Source organism: Streptomyces sp. NPDC088730 (genome assembly GCF_044751215.1).
Classification (GTDB): domain Bacteria; phylum Actinomycetota; class Actinomycetes; order Streptomycetales; family Streptomycetaceae; genus Streptomyces.
The window spans coordinates 16,510-38,172 of sequence record NZ_JBIVLK010000020.1; the positions used below are offsets into that span (position 1 = coordinate 16,510).

The 21,663-nt window shown below is 70.5% G+C and carries 13 protein-coding genes; 4 read left to right on the plus strand and 9 right to left on the minus strand.

Going from position 1 to position 21,663, the window contains the following annotated elements; translation table 11 throughout:
* Positions 1-104 precede the first annotated feature (104 nt).
* Positions 105-1,064, plus strand: coding sequence for an SDR family NAD(P)-dependent oxidoreductase (locus ACIP89_RS34175; RefSeq protein ID WP_401932606.1), 960 nt, complete (start codon positions 105-107; stop codon positions 1,062-1,064).
* Between the two features lie 37 nt (positions 1,065-1,101).
* On the opposite strand, the gene ACIP89_RS34180 is transcribed toward ACIP89_RS34175, so the two are convergent.
* The gene (locus ACIP89_RS34180) at positions 1,102-1,497 is read right to left on the minus strand and encodes a hypothetical protein (protein WP_401933792.1); all 396 of its coding nucleotides are present in this window, start codon (positions 1,495-1,497) and stop codon (positions 1,102-1,104) included.
* 365 nt (positions 1,498-1,862) lie between these two features.
* Between ACIP89_RS34180 and ACIP89_RS34185 the strand changes: the two genes are divergently transcribed.
* On the plus strand, positions 1,863-4,883 hold the full coding sequence (locus ACIP89_RS34185; protein WP_402118249.1) for a carbohydrate binding domain-containing protein: 3,021 nt from the start codon (positions 1,863-1,865) through the stop codon (positions 4,881-4,883).
* Between the two features lie 65 nt (positions 4,884-4,948).
* On the opposite strand, the gene ACIP89_RS34190 is transcribed toward ACIP89_RS34185, so the two are convergent.
* From ACIP89_RS34190 to ACIP89_RS34215, 6 genes are all read right to left on the minus strand, one after another.
* Positions 4,949-6,016 carry an aldose epimerase family protein gene (locus ACIP89_RS34190; RefSeq protein WP_402118250.1) on the minus strand — a complete coding sequence of 356 codons (1,068 nt, stop codon included), beginning with the start codon at positions 6,014-6,016 and terminating at the stop codon, positions 4,949-4,951.
* 38 nt (positions 6,017-6,054) lie between these two features.
* Complete coding sequence (locus ACIP89_RS34195; RefSeq protein ID WP_401932617.1) at positions 6,055-7,068, minus strand: LacI family DNA-binding transcriptional regulator; 1,014 nt, start codon at positions 7,066-7,068, stop codon at positions 6,055-6,057.
* A 97-nt stretch (positions 7,069-7,165) separates the two neighbouring features.
* Entirely contained in the window at positions 7,166-8,227 is a 1,062-nt protein-coding gene (locus tag ACIP89_RS34200; RefSeq protein ID WP_401932620.1) for an ABC transporter permease, read from the minus strand.
* Positions 8,224-9,198 (minus strand): ABC transporter permease, encoded by a 975-nt coding sequence (locus tag ACIP89_RS34205; RefSeq protein WP_402118252.1) that lies wholly within the window; start codon positions 9,196-9,198, stop codon positions 8,224-8,226. Before ACIP89_RS34205 ends, ACIP89_RS34200 begins: the two co-directional genes overlap by 4 nt.
* Positions 9,195-10,928 carry a sugar ABC transporter ATP-binding protein gene (locus ACIP89_RS34210; protein ID WP_402118254.1) on the minus strand — a complete coding sequence of 578 codons (1,734 nt, stop codon included), beginning with the start codon at positions 10,926-10,928 and terminating at the stop codon, positions 9,195-9,197. The genes ACIP89_RS34205 and ACIP89_RS34210 overlap by 4 nt, the downstream gene beginning before the upstream one ends.
* 190 nt (positions 10,929-11,118) lie before the next feature.
* On the minus strand, positions 11,119-12,204 hold the full coding sequence (locus ACIP89_RS34215; RefSeq protein WP_402118255.1) for an ABC transporter substrate-binding protein: 1,086 nt from the start codon (positions 12,202-12,204) through the stop codon (positions 11,119-11,121).
* A 533-nt stretch (positions 12,205-12,737) separates the two neighbouring features.
* Between ACIP89_RS34215 and ACIP89_RS34220 the strand changes: the two genes are divergently transcribed.
* Both ACIP89_RS34220 and ACIP89_RS34225 read left to right on the plus strand, forming a co-directional pair.
* Complete coding sequence (locus ACIP89_RS34220) at positions 12,738-15,044, plus strand: beta-L-arabinofuranosidase domain-containing protein (protein ID WP_402118257.1); 2,307 nt, start codon at positions 12,738-12,740, stop codon at positions 15,042-15,044.
* A gap of 174 nt (positions 15,045-15,218) precedes the next feature.
* Positions 15,219-17,489 (plus strand): AbfB domain-containing protein, encoded by a 2,271-nt coding sequence (locus ACIP89_RS34225; RefSeq protein ID WP_402118314.1) that lies wholly within the window; start codon positions 15,219-15,221, stop codon positions 17,487-17,489.
* 93 nt (positions 17,490-17,582) lie between these two features.
* Here ACIP89_RS34225 and ACIP89_RS34230 read toward each other — a convergent pair whose 3' ends face one another.
* Both ACIP89_RS34230 and ACIP89_RS34235 read right to left on the minus strand, forming a co-directional pair.
* Positions 17,583-18,095 (minus strand): GNAT family N-acetyltransferase, encoded by a 513-nt coding sequence (locus tag ACIP89_RS34230; protein ID WP_402118259.1) that lies wholly within the window; start codon positions 18,093-18,095, stop codon positions 17,583-17,585.
* A gap of 100 nt (positions 18,096-18,195) precedes the next feature.
* A complete protein-coding gene (locus ACIP89_RS34235) occupies positions 18,196-21,489 on the minus strand; it encodes a LamG-like jellyroll fold domain-containing protein (protein WP_402118260.1) in 3,294 nt (1,097 codons plus the stop codon).
* Positions 21,490-21,663: the final 174 nt, after the last annotated feature.

Genomic DNA, 21,663 nt, shown 5'->3' on the forward strand with positions numbered 1-21,663 from the left:
GGGCTCCCATAATACGAGATCTGTCGTATCTTGAGGCCGGTCTCACGAAGGACGGCGGCCACCTGCCTTGACCTGGAGTGCGGTCCAACTCCTAGCGTCGGAGAATGATCACGAAGCAGCGCAGGATCGGCACCGGATTCGGTGCCCGCAGCACGGCCGACGACGTCCTCGCCGGGATCGACCTGAGAGGCACGACCGCCCTGGTCACCGGCGGGTACTCCGGCCTCGGGCTGGCGGCCACCCGCGCTCTCGCCCGCGCGGGAGCACACGTCGTCGTCCCCGCCCGCCGGCCCGCGACCGCAGAACGCGCTCTGCACGGCATCCCCGGGACGGAGGTGCACGCACTCGACCTGGCGGATCCGGAGAGCATCCGGACCTTCGGGGAACGTTTCCTGGACACCGGCCGCCCCCTGGGCATCCTCATCAACGGCGCAGGGGTGATGGCCTGCCCCGAGACACGTACCGGCCCCGGCTGGGAGGCGCACTTCGCGGTCAACCACCTCGGCCACTTCGCGCTCGTCCACCGCCTCCGGCCGGCCCTGGCCGCTGCCTCCGGGGGTTCGCGGGTGGTGTCCGTGGCCTCGTCCGGTCACTTCCTGTCCGGCATCCGCTGGGACGACATCCACTTCCGCACCGGGTACGACCGCTGGCTGGCCTACGCCCAGTCCAAGACGGCCAACGCCCTCTTCGCCCGGCAGCTCGACAGCCTCGGCTCCGGCCTGGGCCTGCGGGCCTTCTCGGTGCACCCCGGCAGCATCCTCACCCCCTTGCAGCGTCATATCCCGCGCGAGGAGTGGCTCGCGCAGGGCTGGGTGACCCCGGACGGGAGGCCGGCGGCGGGTTTCAAGTCCCCGGAGCAAGGCGCGGCGACGGCTGTATGGGCGGCGACGTCACCGCTGCTGGAAGGACACGGGGGCGTCTACTGCCAGGACTGCGACATCGCGGAACCGGCTGCCACAGAGGACATGCTCGTCGGCGGGGTCAAGCCCTGGGCCACCGACCCCGACGCGGCGTCCCGGCTCTGGGAGCTCTCCGCCGGACTCACCGGGCTGGACGCGTTCTGACGGAGAGCGCGAGTGATCCGCGGCCGGTGACGGCGGGTCAGGGCAGGTACGGCCAGACGCTGACGCGGTCCCGGCCGACGTGAACCTCGATCCATGACCCGTCGGCGCCGTCCGGGGGCCGCGGACCGGCGAGGTCGAACAGGATCAGCGCGCCGCCCATGTCCAGGACGGCCACGCTGTCCTCGGTGAGGCTGAGGCGGCCGCGGAAGACGACGCGGCCGGCGTCCTGCGACAGCCTCGGCGTGGGAGCGGCCGCAGGCCGCGTGTTGGCGGCCCAGGTGATGTCCTCGTCGACGGTCCACTCGACGTGGTGTTCGGCGTCCGGCCCGCCCGGAGCGCCGCGCCAGTGCACCACGGCGGTTCCCACCGCGCAGTGCACGCGGACCACCGCGGGCGAAGGGGACTGCGGCACTGCCTCTGTTCTGACCAACACGCGGCCATCCTCCCGGACGGCATTCGCCAGGGGACGTCTCTGCCGATAAAGCCCTCGTACGGGCCCGCGATGTGCGTGCGTGCCAGCCGCCCGACGGCTTTCCTCCCGGATCTGCCGCGCCGTCGTGAACCGCGGGCCCGCACGAAGGGCCGCGCCGCAGCCCTTTACGCGCCTGTCATGTCCAGGTAACTTCCTGACCGCAAAAGATTGCTGCAACATTCAGACAGCCCTTGCTGTCGGATGCACCGCTCGCCCGAACCCCGAGGCGCGTCCGGGTTCTCCGGCGGGACCCGCGGGTGCTCGATGAACACCCCGCTGTCGGCCGCGGCGGCCCCGGTGGCCGTCGCACTCCCCTGGAGAGACGAATGAGACACTCCCCCCATCCACGGCTCAGACGCCTCCTGGTAGCGGCGGCGGCCGCGGCCGGGCTGCTGAGTCTGCTCACCGCTGTACCGGACCCGGCGGACGCCTCGTCAGCCGTACCCGTGGCGGCCGCCGAGAACACGGCGACGGTCTTCTACTACACCAAGACCCGTGACTGGGCCGCGTACAACCTTCACTACGCGCCCGACGGCGGCTCCTGGACGGCCGTGCCCGGCGTGCGCATGGAAGCCGCGTGCACGGACTGGGTCAAGAAGACCGTTCCGCTGGGCGGTTCAACGGGGCTGGCCGCCACCTTCACCAACGGATCGGGGGTCTGGGACAACAACTCCGGTAAGAACTACGCGCTGGGGACCGGCGCCATCACCGTCAAGGACGGAGTGGTGGCGCACAGCGACCCGTGCGCCGGAACAGGGACCGGCCCGGACCCCTCGCCGGGTACGGGCAACAACGCGACGGTGTACTACTCGACCACGACCGTCGGCTGGAGCACCACCAACCTGCACTACCGGCCCACGGGCGGCTCCTGGACCGCCGTGCCGGGCGTCGGCATGGAGCCGGCCTGCACCGGCTGGGTGAAGCGGTCCGTCGACCTCGGCACCGCGACGGAGATGCAGGCCGCGTTCAACAACGGCAACGGGGTCTGGGACAACAACAACGGCAGCGACTACCGCGTCCCCGCGGGTGTCTCCACCGTCAAGGACCGGAAGGTCACCAAGGACGCCCCCGACCCGTGCGTCGCCGAACCGGCGGACACCGAGGCACCCACCGTCCCCACCTCGGTGAAGGCCGACGCCGACGGGGTCTCGGTCGTCCTCACCTGGGAACCGTCCAGTGACAACCGGGGAGTGACGAGATACCAGGTCACCCGCGTCGGCGGCAGCAAGGGCACCAGGGTGAGCGATGTCGGCTCGACCGTCTTCCCCGATGCGGGTCTGGAGGAGAGGACGGAGTACAGCTACACCGTCAGGGCGGTCGACGCGGCGGGCAACACCTCGGCGGCCTCGGCCGCCGCCAAGGCGACCACGGGGACCAGACCGGCGGCTCCGGCCCCCGGCAAACCGCTGGGAACGGACCCGCGCAAGGACCCGATCTACTTCGTTCTGACCGCCCGCTTCGACGACGGGGACGCGAGCAACAACAGAGGCGGCAGCCAGGACGTGAAGTCCGGGAACGCGGCCAATAACGACCCCATGTTCCGGGGGGACTTCAAGGGGCTGGTCAACAAGCTCGACTACGTCAAGGGGCTCGGGTTCTCCGCGATCTGGATCACTCCGGTGGTGCTGAACCGGTCCGACTACGACTACCACGGCTATCACGGCTACGACTTCTACAAGGTCGACGGCCGCCTCGAATCGGCGGGCGCCTCGTACCAGGACCTGATCAACGCCGCGCACGCCAAGGGCATGAAGATCTACCAGGACGTCGTCTACAACCACTCCTCGCGCTGGGGCGCCAAGGGCCTGTACACCCCGACCGTCTACGGCGTCCGGGACGGCCAGTGGAGCTGGTACTACGACGAGAAGAGCGAGGGTTTCGAGTACGACGGAGTGAGCGTCGAGACGAAGTCCGGGAAGTCGTACTACAACGGAGACCTGTGGTCCACCGCGGAACCCTCGGGCAACACCTGCCTCAACTGGGGCAAGCCCACCGGATCCACCTCGGCCGAGGGCTACAGGATCTACAACTGCCAGTGGCCCAGTCCGACTTCCGGAATGTTCCCGAAAACCTACTACCACAACTGCTGGCTGGGGAACTGGGAGGGCGAGGACTCGCGCTCCTGCTGGCTGCACGAGGACCTGGCCGACTTCAACACCGAGTCGGCCCCCGTCCAGAACTACCTGATCGGGGCGTACGACAAGTACATCGACATGGGCGTGGACGGATTCCGCGTCGACACCGCCGTGCACATCCCGCGCACCACGTGGAACCGCCGCTTCCTGCCGGCGATCCAGGAGCGCGTCACCCAGCGGTTCGGCGCGCAGGCGGCGAAGAACTTCTTCGTGTTCGGAGAGGTGGGCGCGTTCGTCAACGACAAGTGGAACCGGGGCTCGGTCAACCACTCCGCGCAGTTCTACACCTGGAAGGAGCGCAAGGAGTACGACGCCGACGACACCAGGGCCGCACTGGAGATGTACGACTACGAGGAGAAGCTCGGCACCGGGGCGCAGCCGGTGTCCAGCAACGCCTTCCTGGACGGGAACGCCTACCACGCGCCCGACCACAGTGAGTTCTCCGGCATGAACGTCATCGACATGCGGATGCACATGAACTTCGGTGACGCCAACAACGCGTACAACAACGGCAAGGACTCGGACGACAGTTACAACGACGCCACGTACAACGTCGTCTACGTGGACAGTCACGACTACGGCCCCAACAAGAGCAGTGAGCGCTATGCGGGCGGTACGGACGCCTGGGCCGAGAACATGGCCCTGATGTGGACGTTCCGCGGCATCCCGACCCTGTACTACGGATCGGAGATCGAGTTCCAGGCCGGCAAGAAGATCGACTGCGGTCCCAGCTGTCCGCTGGCGACCACCGGCCGCGCCTACTACGGCGACCACCTCGCAGGGACGGTCGAGGCGGCGGACTTCGGCCAGGTCTCGTCGGCCACCGGCGAGGTCGCGAACACACTGGGCAAGCCGCTGGTGAAGCACGTGCAGCGGCTCAACGAGATCCGCCGCGCGGTGCCGGCCCTGCAGATGGGCCAGTACTCCACCGAGGGCATCACCGGCTCGATGGCGTACAAGCGGCGCTACACCGACGCGGCGAGCGGGGTGGACAGCTTCGCCCTGGTGACGGTCACCGGCGCGGCCACGTACAGCGGCATCCCCAACGGCACGTACCGGGACGCCGTCACCGGGGACACGAAGACGGTGGCGGACGGGAGGATGAGCGTGGCGGCCCCGGGCAAGGGCAACTTGCGGGTCTACGTCCTGGACCTCGGCGGCAGCAACGCCGCTCCGGGGAAGGTCGGTTCAGCGGGTCCGTATCTGAAGTAGCGCGGGCGCGCCAGGGGCCCGGCCCGCGGAGGGTACGGCATCCGCGGGCCGGGCCGTGCCACGGGCTAACCGGCGGCGAGGTGCGGGAACCTGAACTCGGTGCGGCTGCGGAAGACCTCGTCCGGGCGCAGCACGGTGCCGGGGTGGTCCGGCCGGTTGGGTGAGTCGGGCAGGTGCTGGGTCTCCAGGCAGACTGCGCTGTGGCGGTCGTGGCGGCCGCCGCCGAGGGCGGCGAGGGTGCCGTCGAGCTGGTTGGCGGTGTAGACCTGGATGCCGGGTTCGGTGGTCCACACCTCCATGATCCGCCCGGCGTCCGGGGCGGTGAGGCGGGCGGCCCGGCGCAGGCCCGTACCGGGCGCCCGGAGAATCCAGCAGTGGTCGAAGCCGCCCGCCCGGCGCAGCTGTTCACCGGGGAGGGTGATCCGGTCCCCGACAGTGCGGGGGGTGGTGAGGTCGAACGGGGTGGCGTGCACCGGCGCGGCCGGGCCCTCGGGGATGCCGTCCTCGTCGACGGGGAGATAGCTGTCGGCGTCCACCTGGAGGGTGTGGCCGAGGATGTCGCCCTTGGCTGCGAGGTCGAAGTAGGCGTGGTTGGTGAGGTTGACGACGGTGGGGCGGTCCGTGGTCGCCGTGTAGTCGAGGGCGAGGGTGCCCGCCGTGCCGAGGGTGTAGGTGACGGTGACGTCCAGCGTGCCGGGGAACCCCATGTCGCCGTCGGGGCTGCGCAGGGTGAGCCGCAGCGTCGCGGTCGTGTCGGTGGCCTCACCCGCGGCCTGCCAGACGCGGGTGTGGAAGCCCTCGGGTCCGCCGTGCAGCGCGTGTCCCCGGTCGGTGGCGGGGACCTGGTGGGCCGCCCCGTCGAGGGTGAAGCGGCCGTGCGCGATGCGGTTGGCGAAGCGGCCGATGAGGGCGCCGAAGAACGGGTTGCCGCCGGTGTAGTCGGCCAGGCCCGCCAGCGACCGGACGACCGACGCGGAGGCTCCTCCGGTGTCCGGCACGGTGAGACGGTGCAGGATGCCGCCGTAGGTGAGGATCTCGGCGCGGACTCCGTTTCCGGAGTCGAGCGTCCAGACATCGACGTCCGTGGTGCCATGGGCGCCGAACGGTTTGCGGTTCACGGTGGGGCGAGGCATCAGAGGTCCTTGCGAGGGGCGGACGGCCGGGACGGGTACTACGGCCGGGGGGCGGTGGACTCCCGGACGATGAGCCGGTAGCCGGGCCGGGGGCGCCGGGGGGCGGGCGACGCGTCGCCGGAGAGCCGTTCCACGAGGCTGTCGACGGCGAGCCGGGCGATGGCCTTTTTGTCCGGGGCGACCGTGGTCAGCGTGGTGGCTCCGTAGAGGCTCTCCTCGATGTCGTCGAACCCGACGACGGCGACGTCCTCCGGGACGCGCAGACCGCGTTCGGAGAGGGTGCGCATCGCCCCGATGGCGATGAGGTCGTTGTACGCGAACACGGCGTCGGGCTGCTCCCCCCGGTCCAGGAGCGCGGCCATTCCGGTGGCCCCGTCCTCGCGGCCGTAGCCGTCGGTGACCACGACCAGTGACTCGTCGGGGGTGATGCCCTCGGCGGCGAGCTCCTCCCGCCAGCCGCGCAGCCGGAGGTGGGCCGGCTGCCGTTCGCGGCCGGTGCGTGAGCCGAGGAAGGCGATCCGCCGGTTGCCCTGGTCGATGAGGTGGCGTACGGCCTCGCGGGAGGCCGCGACGTTGTCGATGGCGATGTGGTCGTAGGGCGCCTCGTACTCGCGCTCGCCCAGCAGTACCAGTGGGGCCGTCTCGGCCCGCGCCATCAGGTCCTCGGTCTCCAGGTGGATGGGGCTGAGGATGAGACCGTCGATCACGTGGGACCGGAATCCCTGGCTGACCAGGAGTTCCTTCTCCCGCAGCCCGCCCGTGTGGTCGACCAGCACGGTGTAGTCGTGCCGGGCGGCCGCGTCGACGACCTCCCCGGCCAGCTCCCCGAAGTACGGGTTGCCGAACTCGGGGACGGCGAGGGCGATGATGCCCGTACGGCCCTTGCGCAGATGCCGTGCGGTGAGGTTCGGCCGGTAGCCGAGCTCGTCGATGGCCTGCTGCACCTTGGCGCGCATCTTCGGTGTGACGTGCTGGTAGTTGTTCACCACGTTCGACACGGTCTTGATGGATACGCCCGCCCGTTGCGCAACGTCCTTGAGGCTGACGCCCACGGCACTCCCTGAATCGACTTGACGCGCGTTGAAGCGCGGTGGCCCGGCTCCGCCGGTTCGGCTCGGCCTGTGCCGGGGCCCCCGCCCCGGCACAGGTTCAAGTGGTTCTGCGGCTGCGCGCCAGATAGCGCTGGGCCACGACGACAACGATAAGGAACCCTCCGCTGACCACCGACTGGTACGAGGAGTTCAGCGAGCCGATCTGGTTGATCAGGTTCTGGATGACGGCGAGCAGCAGTACGCCCCAGAGCGTTCCGCTGATCGATCCGGCGCCGCCGATCAGGAGCGTGCCGCCGATGACGACGGCGGAGATCGCGTCGAGCTCCATGCCCACGCCGACGATGGTGACCCCGGAGGACAGCCTGGCCGCGTTGAGCGCGCCGGCGAGTCCGGCGAGCAGTCCGCTGAGCGTGTAGACCAGCATCTTGGTACGGGCCACGGGCAGGCCCATCAGGGTGGCCGCGTCACTGCTGCCGCCGACCGCGAAGAGGGTCTGCCCGAACGAGGTGCGCTGGAGCAGGAGACCGCCGACGCCGAAGAGCACCAGGGCGATCAGGATCGGGTAGCCGAAGCCCCAGACGCTCCCCTGCCCGAGCTCGGCGAAGGCGGAGCCCTTGGGGATCAGGTAGGTGGTGGCGCCCTCGTCGGTGATGGCGAGGAGGATGCCGCGGGCCCCCAGCAAGGTGGCGAGGGTGACGATGAAGGGGGCCATTCCGGCGCGGGCGACCAGGAAGCCGTTGAGCAGTCCGACGGCGCCGCAGGCCACGAGCGGTACGAGCAGTGCGGCCAGGAAGCCCCATTGGGAGGCCCAGGCGGCGAGGACGCCGCCCAGCGCGAAGACCGATCCGACGGACAGGTCGATGCCGCCGGTGATGATGACCATGGTCATACCGAGGGCGACCACCGCCAGGAACGACGCCTGGACGGTCACGCCCCGGGCGTTGTCCAGGGTGGCGAACGTCGGGTAGATGAACGACGCGACGATCACGACCGTGAGCAGGACCGCGAGCACGCCCTGGCGCTGGAGGAGCTCGGCGAGCCGCTGCCCGAGCGGGGGCGGTGCGCCGGTCACGGGGCGGGGAGCGCCGCCGTCCGCCGCTGCGGGGGTCATGCGCGGTGCGGGGGCCTGGGCCACCGGTGCGGGTGAGGTTTCGTTCATCGGGACCGACGCTCCCGGGCGACGTAGACGGCGGCGATGATGATGGCCGCCTGGGCGATCTGTGCGGTGGAGTCGGGCAGGTCGTGCTTGACGAGGGTGGCGCGCAGCAGCTGCATCAGCAGGGCGCCCGCGACCGTGCCGAGCACCCGGACGGAACCGCCGTTGAGCGGGGTGCCGCCGACCACGACGGCCGTGATGGCGGAGAGCTCCATGAGGGTGCCGAGCGAGGAGGGGTCGCTGGCGGTGAGCCTGGCGGTGGCGAGGATGCCGGCCAGTGCGGCCAGCACCCCGCAGAGCACGTACACCCCGATCAGTACGCGGCGGACGGGCAGACCGGCGAGCGAGGCCGCGGAGCGGTTGCCGCCGATGGCGACGATCTGCCGGCCGAAGGTGGTGCGGGTGACGAGGAAGGCGACGGCGACGGCGAGGACCGCGGCGATGAGCACGACGAGCGGGATGCCGAGGAGGGAGCCGGTGCCGAGCGAGAGCAGGTCGGGGTTGGCGATCTGCTTGAGCTGGCCGTCCGCGATGACCAGGGCCAGTCCCCGGCCGCCGACGAACAGGGCGAGGGTGGCGACGATCGGCTGGAGTCCGACGAGAGAGACCAGCGTGCCGTTGACCGCCCCGACGAGCGCACCGGCGAGCAGTGCCATGACCAGGGCGGGCACCAGTCCGTAGCCGAGGTAGAGCGGCAGGAGGGCCGCGGCCACCGCCATCGTCGAGCCGACCGAGAGGTCCACGCCCTCGGTGCCGATCACCAGGGCCATGCCCAGGGCGACGATGACGATGGGCGCGACCTGGACGAGCTGGGTGCGGAGGTTGTCCGCGGTCATGAAGTGCTCGGTGAACAGGGCGTTGAAGAGGAGCACCACCGCGACGGCGAGGTACACCCCGTACTCCTGGTACCAGGCGGGATCGCGCAGCCGCGCCCACGGGCGGGCGGCGGGGGTGGAGAGTGCGGCCTGGGTCATCGGGGGTCCTCCTGAGCGGCCGGGGCCTGCCCTGCGGGCGCCGGTGAGTGGTCGGCGAGCACTTCGAGCAGCCGGCTCTCGGCCACCTCGTCGCCCGCCAGTTCGCCCGCGACCGCGCCGCCGCGCAGGACGACGATGCGGTCGGCGCCCTCGATGAGTTCCTCGATGTCGGAGGAGATGAGCAGAACGGCGAGACCCTCGCGGGCGAGGTCGTCGATGAGGCTCTGGACTTCGGCCTTGGCGCCGATGTCGATGCCGCGGGTGGGCTCGTCGAGCAGCAGCACCTTGGGTTCCAGGCAGAGCCAGCGGGCGAGCAGTACCTTCTGCTGGTTGCCGCCGGAGAGCTCGCCGACCTTCTGTTCGGGGCTCGCCGCCTTGATCCGCAGCCGCTTCATGAAGATCTCGACGATGCGGTCCTGCCTGGCACGGGAGACGACGCCCGCGCGGGAGAGGCGCGGCATCGCGGCCAGCACGATGTTCTCGCGCACCGAGAGTCCGGGGACGATGCCCTCGGCCTTGCGGTCCTCGGGGAGCAGGCTGATGCCGGCGCGGATGGCACCGGCGGAGCTGAGCCTGCGCAGGGTGCGCCCGCCGATCCCGATCTCACCGGAGTCGAGGTTCAGCGCACCGGCCAGGGCCTTGGCGGTCTCGCTGCGGCCCGAGCCGAGGAGTCCGCCGAGGCCGAGCACCTCGCCGGCGTACAACGACATCGATATGTCGTGGAGTTGGTGGTTGCGGGAGAGGCCGGCTGCGGTGAGCACCGGGGTGCGCGAGGCGTCGTGGCCCTCGGCGCCGAAGCTGGTGACGCCGGAGCGGCGGACCTCGGCCATGTCGCGGCCGAGCATCATCGAGACGAGCTGCATGCGGTCGAGGTCCGCCAGGTCGCCGGTGTGGATGTGGCGGCCGTCGCGGAGCACGGTGACGCGGTCGCAGATCCGGTAGAGCTCGTCCATGCGGTGGCTGACGTAGAGCACCGCGATCCCGCGTGCGCGCAGGTCCTCGATGACCCGGAAGAGGGTCTCGACCTCGCGCGGCTCCAGTGAGGAGGTGGGTTCGTCCATGATGACGACCTGGGCGTTGACCGAGACGGCGCGGGCCAGCGCGACCATCTGCTGGGTGCCGATGCCCAGGGTGTGCAACGGCCGCTTGGGGTCGACGCGGACGCCGAAGCCGTCGAGCAGCTCGCTGGTCTCGCGGTTCATCCGGGAGAAGTCGATCAGGCCGAAACGGTTCTTCGGCTCTCGCCCGAGGAAGATGTTGCGCGCCACGCTCATCAGCGGGACGAGGTTCACCTCCTGGTAGATCGTGGAGATGCCGGCCTGCTGCGCCTCGAACGGGCGGGCGAAGGCGACCTGTTCCCCGGCCAGCCGCAGCTCGCCCCCGTCGGGCTGGTACACCCCGGTCAGCACCTTGATCAGGGTGGACTTGCCGGCGCCGTTCTCCCCCACCAGCGCGTGGGTCTCCCCGGCGCGCAGGGAGAAGGAGACGCCGTCCAGGGCGACGACGCCCGGGAATCGCTTGCTCACCGAGCGCGCCTCAAGAACGGCCGGGGCTGAACCGTCCTGCGCGCCGGTGGCGCTCTCCGGGCCGGTGACGGCCTTCGTGCCGGTGGCCTCCTTCACGAGGGCGTCGGGCGCGGTCGCCTCCTTCACGGGGGCGCCGGACGTGGTCGGCCCCTCCGTGCCGGCGGCCGGTTCCGGCGGCTGCGGTACTGCTTCGGGTGGTGCCATGGCTGGTCTTGGCCTTCCGCTCTTCCAAGGGTGTGGGCCCGGTGGCCGCCGTGACGGGTGGGAGCGTCACGGCGGCGGTGCGACGTCGGGGGTGGTGCGGGGCGGGCGAGACGCGTAGGGATCGGTACGCGTCCGGCCCCGGCCCTGCGGACTCCCCGCGGGTACTACGGGCAGGTGGGGCCGGTGACGGTCAGAACGCGCCGCCGAGCGAGGCCTTGGCGTTGGACTCGTCGTAGGCGCGGTCGGAGATGATGACGTTCTCCGGGATCGACTCGCCGCCGTAGAACTTCTGGGCGGTCGAGAAGGCCAGCGGGCCGAAGCGCGGGTTCGACTCGATGACGGCGTTGTACTCGCCGTTGACCAGGGCCTGGACGGCGTTGCGGGTGCCGTCGACGGAGACGATCTTGACGTCCTTGCCGGGCTTCTTGCCGGCGGCCTTCAGCGCGGTGAGCGCGCCCAGTCCCATCTCGTCGTTCTCCGCGTAGACGGCGGTGATGTCGGGCTTGGACTGGATGAGCTGCTCCATGACCTGCTGGCCCTTGTCGCGGGCGAACTCGCCGGTCTGCTGGGCGACGATCTCCAGGCCGGGCGCCTTGGCCTTGAGCTGGTCGACGAAGCCCTTGGTGCGGTCGGTGGTCGTGTTGTTGCCCGACGTGCCGAGCAGGATGGCGACCTTGCCCTTGCCGCCGGTCGTCTTGATCATCGCGTCGGCCGCGCGCTTGCCCTGCTCGACGAAGTCGGAGCCGAGGAAGGACACGTAGTCCTTGCACGCCGTGGAGTTGAGCTTGCGGTCGATGGTGAGGACCGGGACCTTCTTGGCGGCGGCGGCCTTCAGCGCCGGCTCCAGGCCGTCGGAGTTGAGCGGGGCGACGATGAGGAACTGGGCACCCTGCGACAGCATGTCCTGGATGTCGCTGATCTGCTTGGACAGCTGCGACTGCGCGTTGGTGGTGAGCAGCTTCTTGACGCCGACCTTCGCCGCCTCGTCCTTGATGGACTTGGTCTCGGCGATCCGGAACGGGTTGGCCTCCTTCTCCGACTGCGAGAAGCCGACGACCGCGTTCTTCAGGTCCAGCTTGGGCGCCCCGTAGCTCTGCAGCGAGCAGCCGGAACCGGAGGAGGACTCGGGGGACTTGGCCTCCTGGGCGCCCTGGCTGCTGTCAGCGCTCGCGTTGTCCGAGCCCTCCGACTTGGAGCAGCCGGAGGCGGCCAGCGTGGCGGTGGCGGCGAGGAGGCAGGCCACGGCGAGGGTACGGGTTCGGCGCTGGATCATCATGCGCGGGAGCTCCTTGGCGGGTTGACGGCACACCGGCGGGTGTGCGGTCGGGCATGGCTGGACGACGCATCGGCCGCGCGGCGGCTGATGTCACTGCATTCCTCACGACCCCCGCCAGTGCTTCGCGGGGGGTGGGCCCCAACTGCACGAACTGCGGTCGTGAGAGCCTGCGCGGCCTCTCGGCGGCTCGGTTTACAACGTTATATAGGCGGTGCGGCACGGGCGGCAAGAGCGTTGTCGATGCGTTTCCAAAATGTGTCGGAGCCGGCCGGGGCGAAATGGCGGCCACCGGGCGCCGGTTACTGCCGCAACCCTGGACAGCCGCACGAGGCCCGTGCTGTCATACCGCCGGTAGCCAAGTTTCCAACGTTGCAAGCACCGGGCCGCGCAGCCCTTCCGGCCGCGACGGCGCTTCTCGCCATGCACGCGCTCCGGCTCCCCCGGTCCGCCGCGGCATGACTGCCCCACACGTGTCATGTGCCTTCCCCGAGCCGGAGCCCCGCCCGGCCGGCAGAGAGCAGGGAGACCCCTCCATGCCCCTGAACCGCAGACAACTCATGGCAGGCGCGCTGGCCACGGCCGCCGCCGCCACGGCGGCGAACGGCCGCTGGGCCACCACCGCGACCGCGGCCGAGCACCGGGGGAAACCGGCCCATGGCGGTCACTACTCCCCCAACGCCGCGCCACTGCATCCGACGGCGTTCCTGAGACTCCCGCCGGGCCGGGTCACCGCACGCGGCTGGCTGGCCGGACAGCTCACACTCCAGCTGGACGGTCTCTGCGGCCGGTACGAGGAGTTCTCGCACTTCCTCGACTTCGCCGCCACCGGCTGGGTCCGCCCCGAACTGGGCGGCTGGGAGGAGGTCCCGTACTGGCTGCGCGGCTACACCGACCTCGCGATCGTCACGGGCGACGCCACGGCGCTGGCGGCGGTGCGCCGCTGGTTCGACGCGATTCTCACCACCCAGCAGTCCGACGGCTTCTTCGGCCCGAAGTCGCTGCGTACGTCGTTGAACGGCGGCCCGGACTTCTGGCCCTTCCTGCCGCTGCTCCAGGCGCTGCGCTCCTGGCAGGAGTACACCGGAGACACCCGGATCATCCCGTTCCTCAGCAGGTTCTTCCGCTACATGAACGCCCAGGGGCCGGGCGCCTTCAACACCAGCTGGATCGCGCTGCGCTGGGGTGACGGGCTGGACAGCGTGTTCTGGCTCTTCAACCGCACCGGCGACACCTTCCTCCTCGACCTCGCCGACAAGATCCACGCGAACGGCGCCGACTGGGGCGACAACCTGGTCAACCCGCACAACGTGAACATCGCACAGGGCTTCCGCGAGCCCGCCCAGTACGCGCTGCGCAGCGGCTCTGCCCAGGACACCCGGAACACGTACGGGACGTACGGCAAGGCCATGGACCAGTACGGGCAGTTCCCCGGTGGCGGGTTCGCCGGGGACGAGAACGCCCGCCCGGGGCACGGCGACCCCCGGCAGGGCTTCGAGACCTGCGGGATCGTCGAGTTCATGGCCAGCCACCAGCTGCTCACCCGGATCACCGGCGATCCGCTGTGGGCCGACCGCTGCGAGGAGCTGGCCTTCAACTCGCTGCCCGCCTCGCTCGACCCCTCGGGCAAGGCGGTCCACTACGTCACCAGCGCCAACAGCGTGGACCTGGACAACGTCCCCAAGAGGGACCGGCAGTTCCAGAACGGCTTCGCCATGCAGGCGTTCCTGCCCGGCGTCGACCAGTACCGCTGCTGCCCGCACAACTACGGCATGGCCTGGCCGTACTTCACCGAGGAGCTCTGGCTCGCCACCCCCGACGGGGGTCTCGCCGCCGCGATGTACGCCGCCTGCGAGGTCACCGCGAAGGTCGCCGGCGGCACGGAGGTCACCTTCACGGAGGAGACCGGCTACCCGTTCACGGACTCGGTCACCCTCACCCTGAAGGCACCGGGGCCGCTGCGCTTCCCGCTGGTGCTGCGGGTGCCCGCCTGGTGCGACGCGCCGGAGATCAAGGTGAACGGGCGCCGGGTCGACGCCCCGGCCGGTCCCGCCTTCACCCGCGTCGAACGCACCTGGGCCGACGGCGACCGGGTGACCCTGCGCTTCCCGCAGACGACCACCGTCCGCACCTGGGAGCGCAACCACCGCTCCGTCAGCGTCGACCGGGGCCCGCTCACGTACTCGCTGCGGATCGGTGAGGATTACCGCCGCACCGGCGGCACCGACCGGTTCCCGGAGTACGAGGTGCACGCCACCGGCCCGTGGAACTACGGGCTCGTCCTGGACGGACGGGAACCGGCCGCCTCGCTGCGCCACCACGCCGCGCGCCACGTCGGGGACGACAACCCCTTCACACTGGACGGCACCCCGCTGACGATGACCGCGCGGGCCCGCCGGATCCCGGAGTGGACCGCGGACGGCGAACATGTCGTCACTCCGCTCCAGGACAGTCCCGCCCGCAGCACCGAGCCGGTGGAGGAGGTCACTCTCGTCCCCATGGGCGCGGCGCGGCTGCGTATCACCTCGTTCCCGACCGCCGGTCCGGACGGGACGCCCTGGCTCACCAACGGCTGGTACCGCGTCCGCAACCGGCACTCCGGGAAGGTGCTGGGCGTCGACAACATGTCCACCGCCGACAGCGCCCACGTCGTCCAGTACGACGACAACGGCACCGACGACCACCTCTGGCAGCTCGTTCCCGAGGGCGACGGCTGGTACCGCGTCCGCAACCGCAACTCCGGGAAAGTCCTCGGCGTCGACAACATGTCCACCGCCGACAGCGCCCACGTCGTCCAGTTGGGTGACACAGGCACCGACGACCACCTCTGGCAGCTCGTCTGACCGCAGCGCTTCCACGCGCCCCCCGTACCGCTCCCCGCGCCGCCCGGCGCGGGGAGCGCCCCCATGACGGAGCTGGACCCGACGAAGGAGACGGAACCCATGAGCCGCTTACGTGTTCCCGGCCACAGGCCCTGGTGGAGACGGACGATCGCCACCACCGGGCTGCTGGCACTGGTGGCCACCGCCCTGGTGGGTAGCGCCACGGCACCGGCCGGCGCGGCGTCCTGGACGCCCAAGCCGGCCCCCATGACCACGCCCTGGACGAACCAGGTCCCCGTGGACAAGCCGCTGCCCGAGTACCCGCGCCCGCAGCTCACCCGGCCCGACTGGGCCAACCTCAACGGCATCTGGGACTTCGCGGTGACCGGCCGCGACGCCGGGCAGCCCGCGTCGTTCACCGGTCAGATCCGGGTGCCGTTCGTCGCGGAGTCCGCGCTGTCCGGCATCCAGCGGAAGATCACCGAGAACGACAAGCTCTGGTACAGGCGCACCTTCACCGTGCCGTCCGACTGGAACGGCCGCCGGGTCGAGCTGAACTTCGGCGCCTCCGACTGGCAGACCACGGTCTGGGTCAACGGCACCCAGGTCGGCGCCCACAAGGGCGGCTACGACTCGTTCGCATACGACATCACCCCGCAGCTCAACGGCGGCACGAACACGGTCGTGGTCTCCGTGTACGACCCGACCCAGACCGGCGGGCAGGCCGTCGGCAAACAGCGCGTCAACGACGTGCAGCCGCACGAGGGCGGCGGGATCTTCTACACCGCGGCCTCCGGCATCTGGCAGACCGTCTGGCTGGAACCCGTCGCCGCCGCGCACATCACCCGCCTGGACATGACCCCCAACCTGGGCGACAGCACCCTGCGGGTGAAGGTGCAGGGCGCGTCCGCGTCCGGACGCGGCGCCCGGGTCACCGTCTCCAGCGGCGGGACCGTGGTCGGCACGGCCACCGGGACCGTCGGCTCCGAGATCTCCGTAGCGGTGCCGAACGCGCGTCTGTGGACCCCGGAGGACCCGTTCCTGTACGACGTGAAGGCGGAGCTGCTCGACGGATCGGCCGTCACCGACTCGGCCGGCAGCTACACGGGTATGCGGTCGATCGCCGTGGCGAAGGCCGACGGCGTGCTGCGCCCGGTCCTCAACGGGAAGTTCGTCTTCCAGACCGGCACCCTGGACCAGGGCTACTGGCCGGACGGCATCTACACCGCGCCGACCGACGCCGCCCTGAAGTCGGACCTCCAGGCCCACAAGGACCTAGGATTCAACATGGTCCGCAAGCACATCAAGGTCGAACCGCAGCGCTGGTTCTACTGGGCGGACAGGCTGGGTCTGCTGGTCTGGCAGGACATGCCCGCCATGGACACCGGAAAGAGCCCCGGCCCGGCGGCCCGCACCCAGTGGGAGTCCGAGTTCCACGCCGTCATCGACCAGCACCGCAGCTCGCCCTCGCTGGTGATGTGGGTGGACCAGAACGAGGGCTGGGGCCAGTACGACCAGGCCAGGATCGCCAACGAGGTCAAGGCGTACGACCCGTCCCGGCTGGTGAACAACATGAGCGGCGTCAACTGCTGCGGATCGGTGGACGGCGGCAACGGCGACGTGGTCGACAACCACATCTACGTCGGCCCCGGCAACACCGCCCCGACCGCGACGAGAGCCGCGGTCCTCGGTGAGTTCGGCGGCCTCGGATACAAGGTCCCGGGACACGAGTGGTTCCCCGGCGGCGGCTTCAGCTACGAGGACCAGTCGAGCGTCTCCGCGCTGAACAACCGGTTCACCGGACTGCTCGACAGCATCCGCGTCGGCCAGCTGCCCGCAGGCCTCTCCGCCTCGGTCTACACCGAGATCACCGATGTGGAGAACGAGGCCAACGGGCTGCTCACCTACGACCGTCAGGTCGTCAAGGTGGACACCGCACGGGTGAGGGCCGCCAACCAGGCCCTCATCGAGGCCTCACGGCACCCCGCTCCCCCGGTGACCCTGCCCACCGGGCAGTACAAGTCGCTGCGCGTCACCACCCCCGGCTACACCGACAAGTACCTGCGCCACCAGAACGCGCTCGCCTTCACCTCGGTCGTCGGCGCGGGAAGCGACGCCGTGCTCAGATACGACGCCACCTGGAAGATCGTCACCGGCCTCGGCAACAGCAACTGCTACTCGCTGGAGTCCCGCAACTATCCCGGCGAGTACCTCCGGCACCAGAACTTCCGGGTCCGGCGGGACGCCGACGACGGATCGGCCCTGTTCGAGGCCGACGCCACCTGGTGCGCGGTCGCCGGCAGCGGCGGGGTGCGGCTGTCCAGCGCCAATCTGCCGGGCAGCTACCTGCGTCACATCGACTCGGAGGTGTGGCTGGCCACCCCGGGCGGCACCCACGCCTGGGACAACCCCGCCACGTTCACCGAGGACACCACCTGGGCGGTCGAAGCGCCCTGGGCTCCCTGACCTGCCCCTGGGGCGTGTCCGCAGCCCACCGACGGCCCGGCCGTGACGCATGCGCGTCGCGTCCGGGCCGTCGGTCCGTCCTCTGCGGGTGCGCTACCGCGCCGTACCGGCCGGTGCGATGTACGTGTGCAGCAGCGCGGTCCGGCCGTCGGCCGTCGTCCAGTCGCCCTCCCGGCTGGAGACGAGCCGCCAGCCCGCCCGCTCGTAGAGCCGCACGGCGGCGGCTCCGCCGTCCTCCACCTCCAGTACCGGCCGCAGACCGTCGGCGGTCGCGGCGGCCACCGCGGTCGCGAGCAGCGCGGTCGCCACCCCGCCCCGCCGGGCCGACGCCGTGGCGAACAGCCTTGACAACGTGGCCAGTTCGTCCGGCGGGAGCCCGGCCTCCGCCGCCATGGCGTGGCCGGTCCGGGTCAGCGCGACATGTCCCAGGACGCAGCCGGCGTCCCAGGCCGCCCAAGCGCAGAGCAGCCCTTCGGGGATCAGCCAGCCCGCCGGGTCGTCCGGCCACCGGGCCGGGTAGCGGTCCACCTCGTACACCGTGGCCAGGGCCTCGACGCAGGCCTTCAGGTCGTCGTCGCGGCGGCGGCGGATCTCCGGATCGTCCATCCCCCGATCCTCACACGGCGCCCGGACCGGACCGGCTGCCGGGGCAGGCCGCTGCCCGCCGTCGCACGGGTACGACGGCGGGCGGCGGCTCGGCCGGGCGCTACGGCTGGTCGGTGTCGTGCAGCGCGCTCACCTCTTCCGCGGTCAGGGCCTTGTCGTACACCCTGACCTGGTCGATGGAACCGTTCCAGAAGTCGCCCTTCTCGCCGGCGTACTGCCCGCGGCCCACCGAGAGCGGGCCGGTGCTCGCGTCGGCGGGGCCTGCCTGGGCGGTGGCCTTGAGGCTGCCGTCGACGTACAGCTTCAGCTCGTCGCCGTCACGCACGCCCACCAGGTGGTACCACCTGCCGGTCTCCGGCGTCAGCTCCGCCCGCGCGCGCTTGCCGCCCGGGGTGCTGAAGGCGAACGCGCCCTGTCCGTACTGGAGATAGAACGGATTCTCCGTGCGGCGCCCGTCCTGGCTGACCGCCGTCGCGTAGTTGCCCGGCAGCGCGTCGAGCGAGGCCCAGGCGGAAACGGTGTAGTCCCCGGTGGTGTCGACGGCAGGGCCCGTCGTCTGGGCGTACTGGCCCGCACCGTTGAACTTCAGCGCCGAGCCCCGGACGCCGGGCGTCCAGGCGGTGCCGGCGGAGAGGGTGAGCGGGAGGCGGTTGGGGCCCTGGTCGGCGGCCTTGGTGCCGTTGCCCTCGTCGAGGTTCCAGGCGGCGCCGCCCTTCACCTCGTCGCGGTGGCCGGCGTTCGCACCGGCCGCGATGACCTGCTGGTTGATCCGGCGGACCTTCTCCGGGTCGACCTTGATCTCGCGCCGGTCGTAGGTGTAGAGACCGTTCAGTTCGTTCTCCAGGTCGCTGACCTGGGTGTACACCGAGCCGGACAGTTCGGCTCCGGCGGCGGCGAGGTAGTACGTCCGGGTGTTGTCGACGTACTTGGCCGTCAGGGCGTCCTTGTCCGCGACCCCGCTGTAGATCGCCGCGGGGGCACCCGGCCACATGTGGCCTGCGGTACGGAGGGTGAATCCGCCGTGCTCGCCGTCCATGGCCGCCCGGTCGTCCGGGAAGGGTGCCTCGTTGTTCAGGTAGTCGTGGTGGTCGATGATGTCGCCCTTGCCCGAGTCACCCTTGGACGAGCAGCAGTTGACCCCGCTGTGCGCGTTGACGACACGGGAGGGGTCGGCGGCCTTGACCGCCTCGGCGATCCGGCCGGTCTCGGTCCGGTCCCATTCGCCCCAGCCCTCGTTGAAGACGATCCAGCCGCCGATCGAGGGCGAGTTGTGCAGCTGCTCCATCATCTGCCTGCCCTGCGAGAGGAAGGCCTGCTGCCCCTTCTCACCGGTGATGTCGGAGGAGACGAAGTCCTGCCAGACCAGCAGTCCGAGCCGGTCCGCGTGGTAGTACCAGCGGGCCGACTCCACCTTGATGTGCTTGCGCACCGCGTTGAAGCCGAGCTCCTTCTGCGCCTTCAGGTCGAAGGTGAGGGCGGCGTCGCTCGGCTGGGTGTACAGACCGTCGGGCCAGAAGCCCTGGTCCAGCATGGCGAGGGAGTAGAACGGCTTCCCGTTGAGCACCAGCTTCTGGTAGCCGCCGACCTTCTGGATGCCGAGGGAGCGCATCCCGAAGTAGCTGTCGACGATGTCCTTGGAGCGGCCGTCGGTGAGGCTGACCTGGAGGTCGTACAGGTACGGGTCGTCCGGGGTCCAGAGGTGCTGCTTCTTCACGGGCAGGCTCAGCGCGCGGTTGGCCGGTCCGGAGACCGTGCCGACGACCTTGCCCTTCCTGTCCCGGGCGACGGCGGTGATCCGCGCACCGGCCGAGGCCTGTGCGGAGTTGGCCTTCAGGGCCAGGGTGCCCTTGTCGATGTCGGGCGTGGTCGTCAGGGAGTCGATGGAGGCGGGGGCCACCGGCTCCATCCAGACGGTCTGCCAGATGCCGGAGGACGGCGTGTAGACGATGCCGCCGGGGTCGCGGGACTGCTTGCCCTTCGGCTGGTCGTCACCGGTGGTGTCGGTGACCGCGACGACGATCTCCTGCGGACCGCTGCCCTTGACCGCGTCGGTGATGTCCGCGGTGAAGGACGTGTAGCCGCCGGTGTGCTCGGCGACCTGCTTGCCGTTGACCCAGACGGTGGCCCGGTAGTCGACGGCACCGAAGTTGAGCTTCAGCCGGTTGGCGGTGCTGCCCTTGCCGCTCCTGCCCTTGCCGCTCTTCACGGACCAGTTCTCCGGCACCGTGACGAGCTTGCGGTAGAACATGTGGTCTTCGTGGCGCTCAAGGCCGGAGAGCTGCGACTCGACGGGGAACGGCACGGTGATGCGCTCACCGAGCTTCTTGCCGAAGACGGGCTTCTCACCGGCCTTGGCCGCGGCGAACTCCCACGGGCCGTTGAGGTTCTTCCAGTCGTCGCGGACCTGCTGCGGCCTGGGATACTCGGGCAGCGGGTGCTCGCGGTCGAGCTTGTCGCCCCAGGTCGTGGTGAGGCGGTGGGCGGAGAGGTTCTTCGCGGTGCGGCTGATCTCGGGGACCGCCTCGCCGCCTGCCGTGAGGCCGCCCTTCCCGTCGTACGCGACGCGGACCTGCTGGCCCTTCTGGACGGGCGCGGCCAGGGTGACGGTCAGCGCCTTGGAGTTGCCGGACGCGCGGGCGACGGACTTCACCGGGACCGGTGAGGTGTCCGCCTCGACCTTGAGGTGGTCCTTCACCCGGGAGAAGCCGCCGACCTTGTCGTCGAAGGTCGCCTGAAGCTTCTGCCCGCCGCTCGCGACGCTCAGCCCGACCGGGTAGACCTCGAAGTCGGCCGGCGGGGTGAAAGCGGACTCCGGGACGACCTGCTTGGCGAGCTTCGCGCTGGACCAGCGCAGGAACATGTTGGCGCCGCCGGTGTCCTGGAACATCTCCAGCTTGAACGCGTGCGTCTCACCGGCCCTGAGCGCGATCGGCTCGCTGGTCTGCTCGTTGTCCCAGTCCGGCTCCCAGTGGTCGATGACCACCTTGCCGTCGATGTAGAGCCGGAAGCCGTTGTCGCCGCTCGCGGCGAAGGTGTAGTCACCGTCCGCCGGGGCCGTGATGCCACCCGTCCAGCGGGCGGTGGTGTTCTCGGTCTGTCCGGTGGTGGACTCGAACGTGCCGGTGAGGCCGGGGAAGTTGATCTGCGGGTCGAGGGCGACCCCGCCGAGCTTGGCGAAGTCCCGCGCGCCGGGCGCGGACATGCTGAAGTACTCGCCCTTCAGCCCGTGGACCTCGGTGGCCGGGTCACCGGCCTTGAACGTGGTCGCGGAGGCGGCGCCGGCGGCTGCGGCGGGGGCGGCCGGGACCAGGGTGGCCCCGACGGGGATCAGCAGCGCGGCGGCACAGGCCGCCGTTCGGAACAGAGCGCGGGGGCGGGGCATTTGTCGTCTCAAGGCGTCGTCCTGTCGAGAGAGCTAGAAGTGCCTCGAACCTGTGAGGCACAGCACACAATCGAACATTCAGCCACAGCACCAAACGCAAAACAACAGTCATGCAGAGGGAATTTTCAACGATAGAAAACTGGCCCGCGCCTCCCGCGCCGGATCGCCGCGCCCCGTTCACGGCGA

What these genes read in the sequence shown, in the direction of transcription:
- ACIP89_RS34175 (WP_401932606.1), top strand. Translation starts at nt 105, where the DNA reads ATGATCACGAAGCAGCGCAGGATCGGCACCGGATTCGGTGCCCGCAGC.
- ACIP89_RS34185 (WP_402118249.1), top strand. Translation starts at nt 1,863, where the DNA reads ATGAGACACTCCCCCCATCCACGGCTCAGACGCCTCCTGGTAGCGGCG.
- ACIP89_RS34190 (WP_402118250.1), bottom strand. Translation starts at nt 6,016, where the DNA reads ATGCCTCGCCCCACCGTGAACCGCAAACCGTTCGGCGCCCATGGCACC.
- ACIP89_RS34200 (WP_401932620.1), bottom strand. Translation starts at nt 8,227, where the DNA reads ATGAACGAAACCTCACCCGCACCGGTGGCCCAGGCCCCCGCACCGCGC.
- ACIP89_RS34205 (WP_402118252.1), bottom strand. Translation starts at nt 9,198, where the DNA reads ATGACCCAGGCCGCACTCTCCACCCCCGCCGCCCGCCCGTGGGCGCGG.
- ACIP89_RS34210 (WP_402118254.1), bottom strand. Translation starts at nt 10,928, where the DNA reads ATGGCACCACCCGAAGCAGTACCGCAGCCGCCGGAACCGGCCGCCGGC.
- ACIP89_RS34215 (WP_402118255.1), bottom strand. Translation starts at nt 12,204, where the DNA reads ATGATGATCCAGCGCCGAACCCGTACCCTCGCCGTGGCCTGCCTCCTC.
- ACIP89_RS34220 (WP_402118257.1), top strand. Translation starts at nt 12,738, where the DNA reads ATGCCCCTGAACCGCAGACAACTCATGGCAGGCGCGCTGGCCACGGCC.
- ACIP89_RS34230 (WP_402118259.1), bottom strand. Translation starts at nt 18,095, where the DNA reads ATGGACGATCCGGAGATCCGCCGCCGCCGCGACGACGACCTGAAGGCC.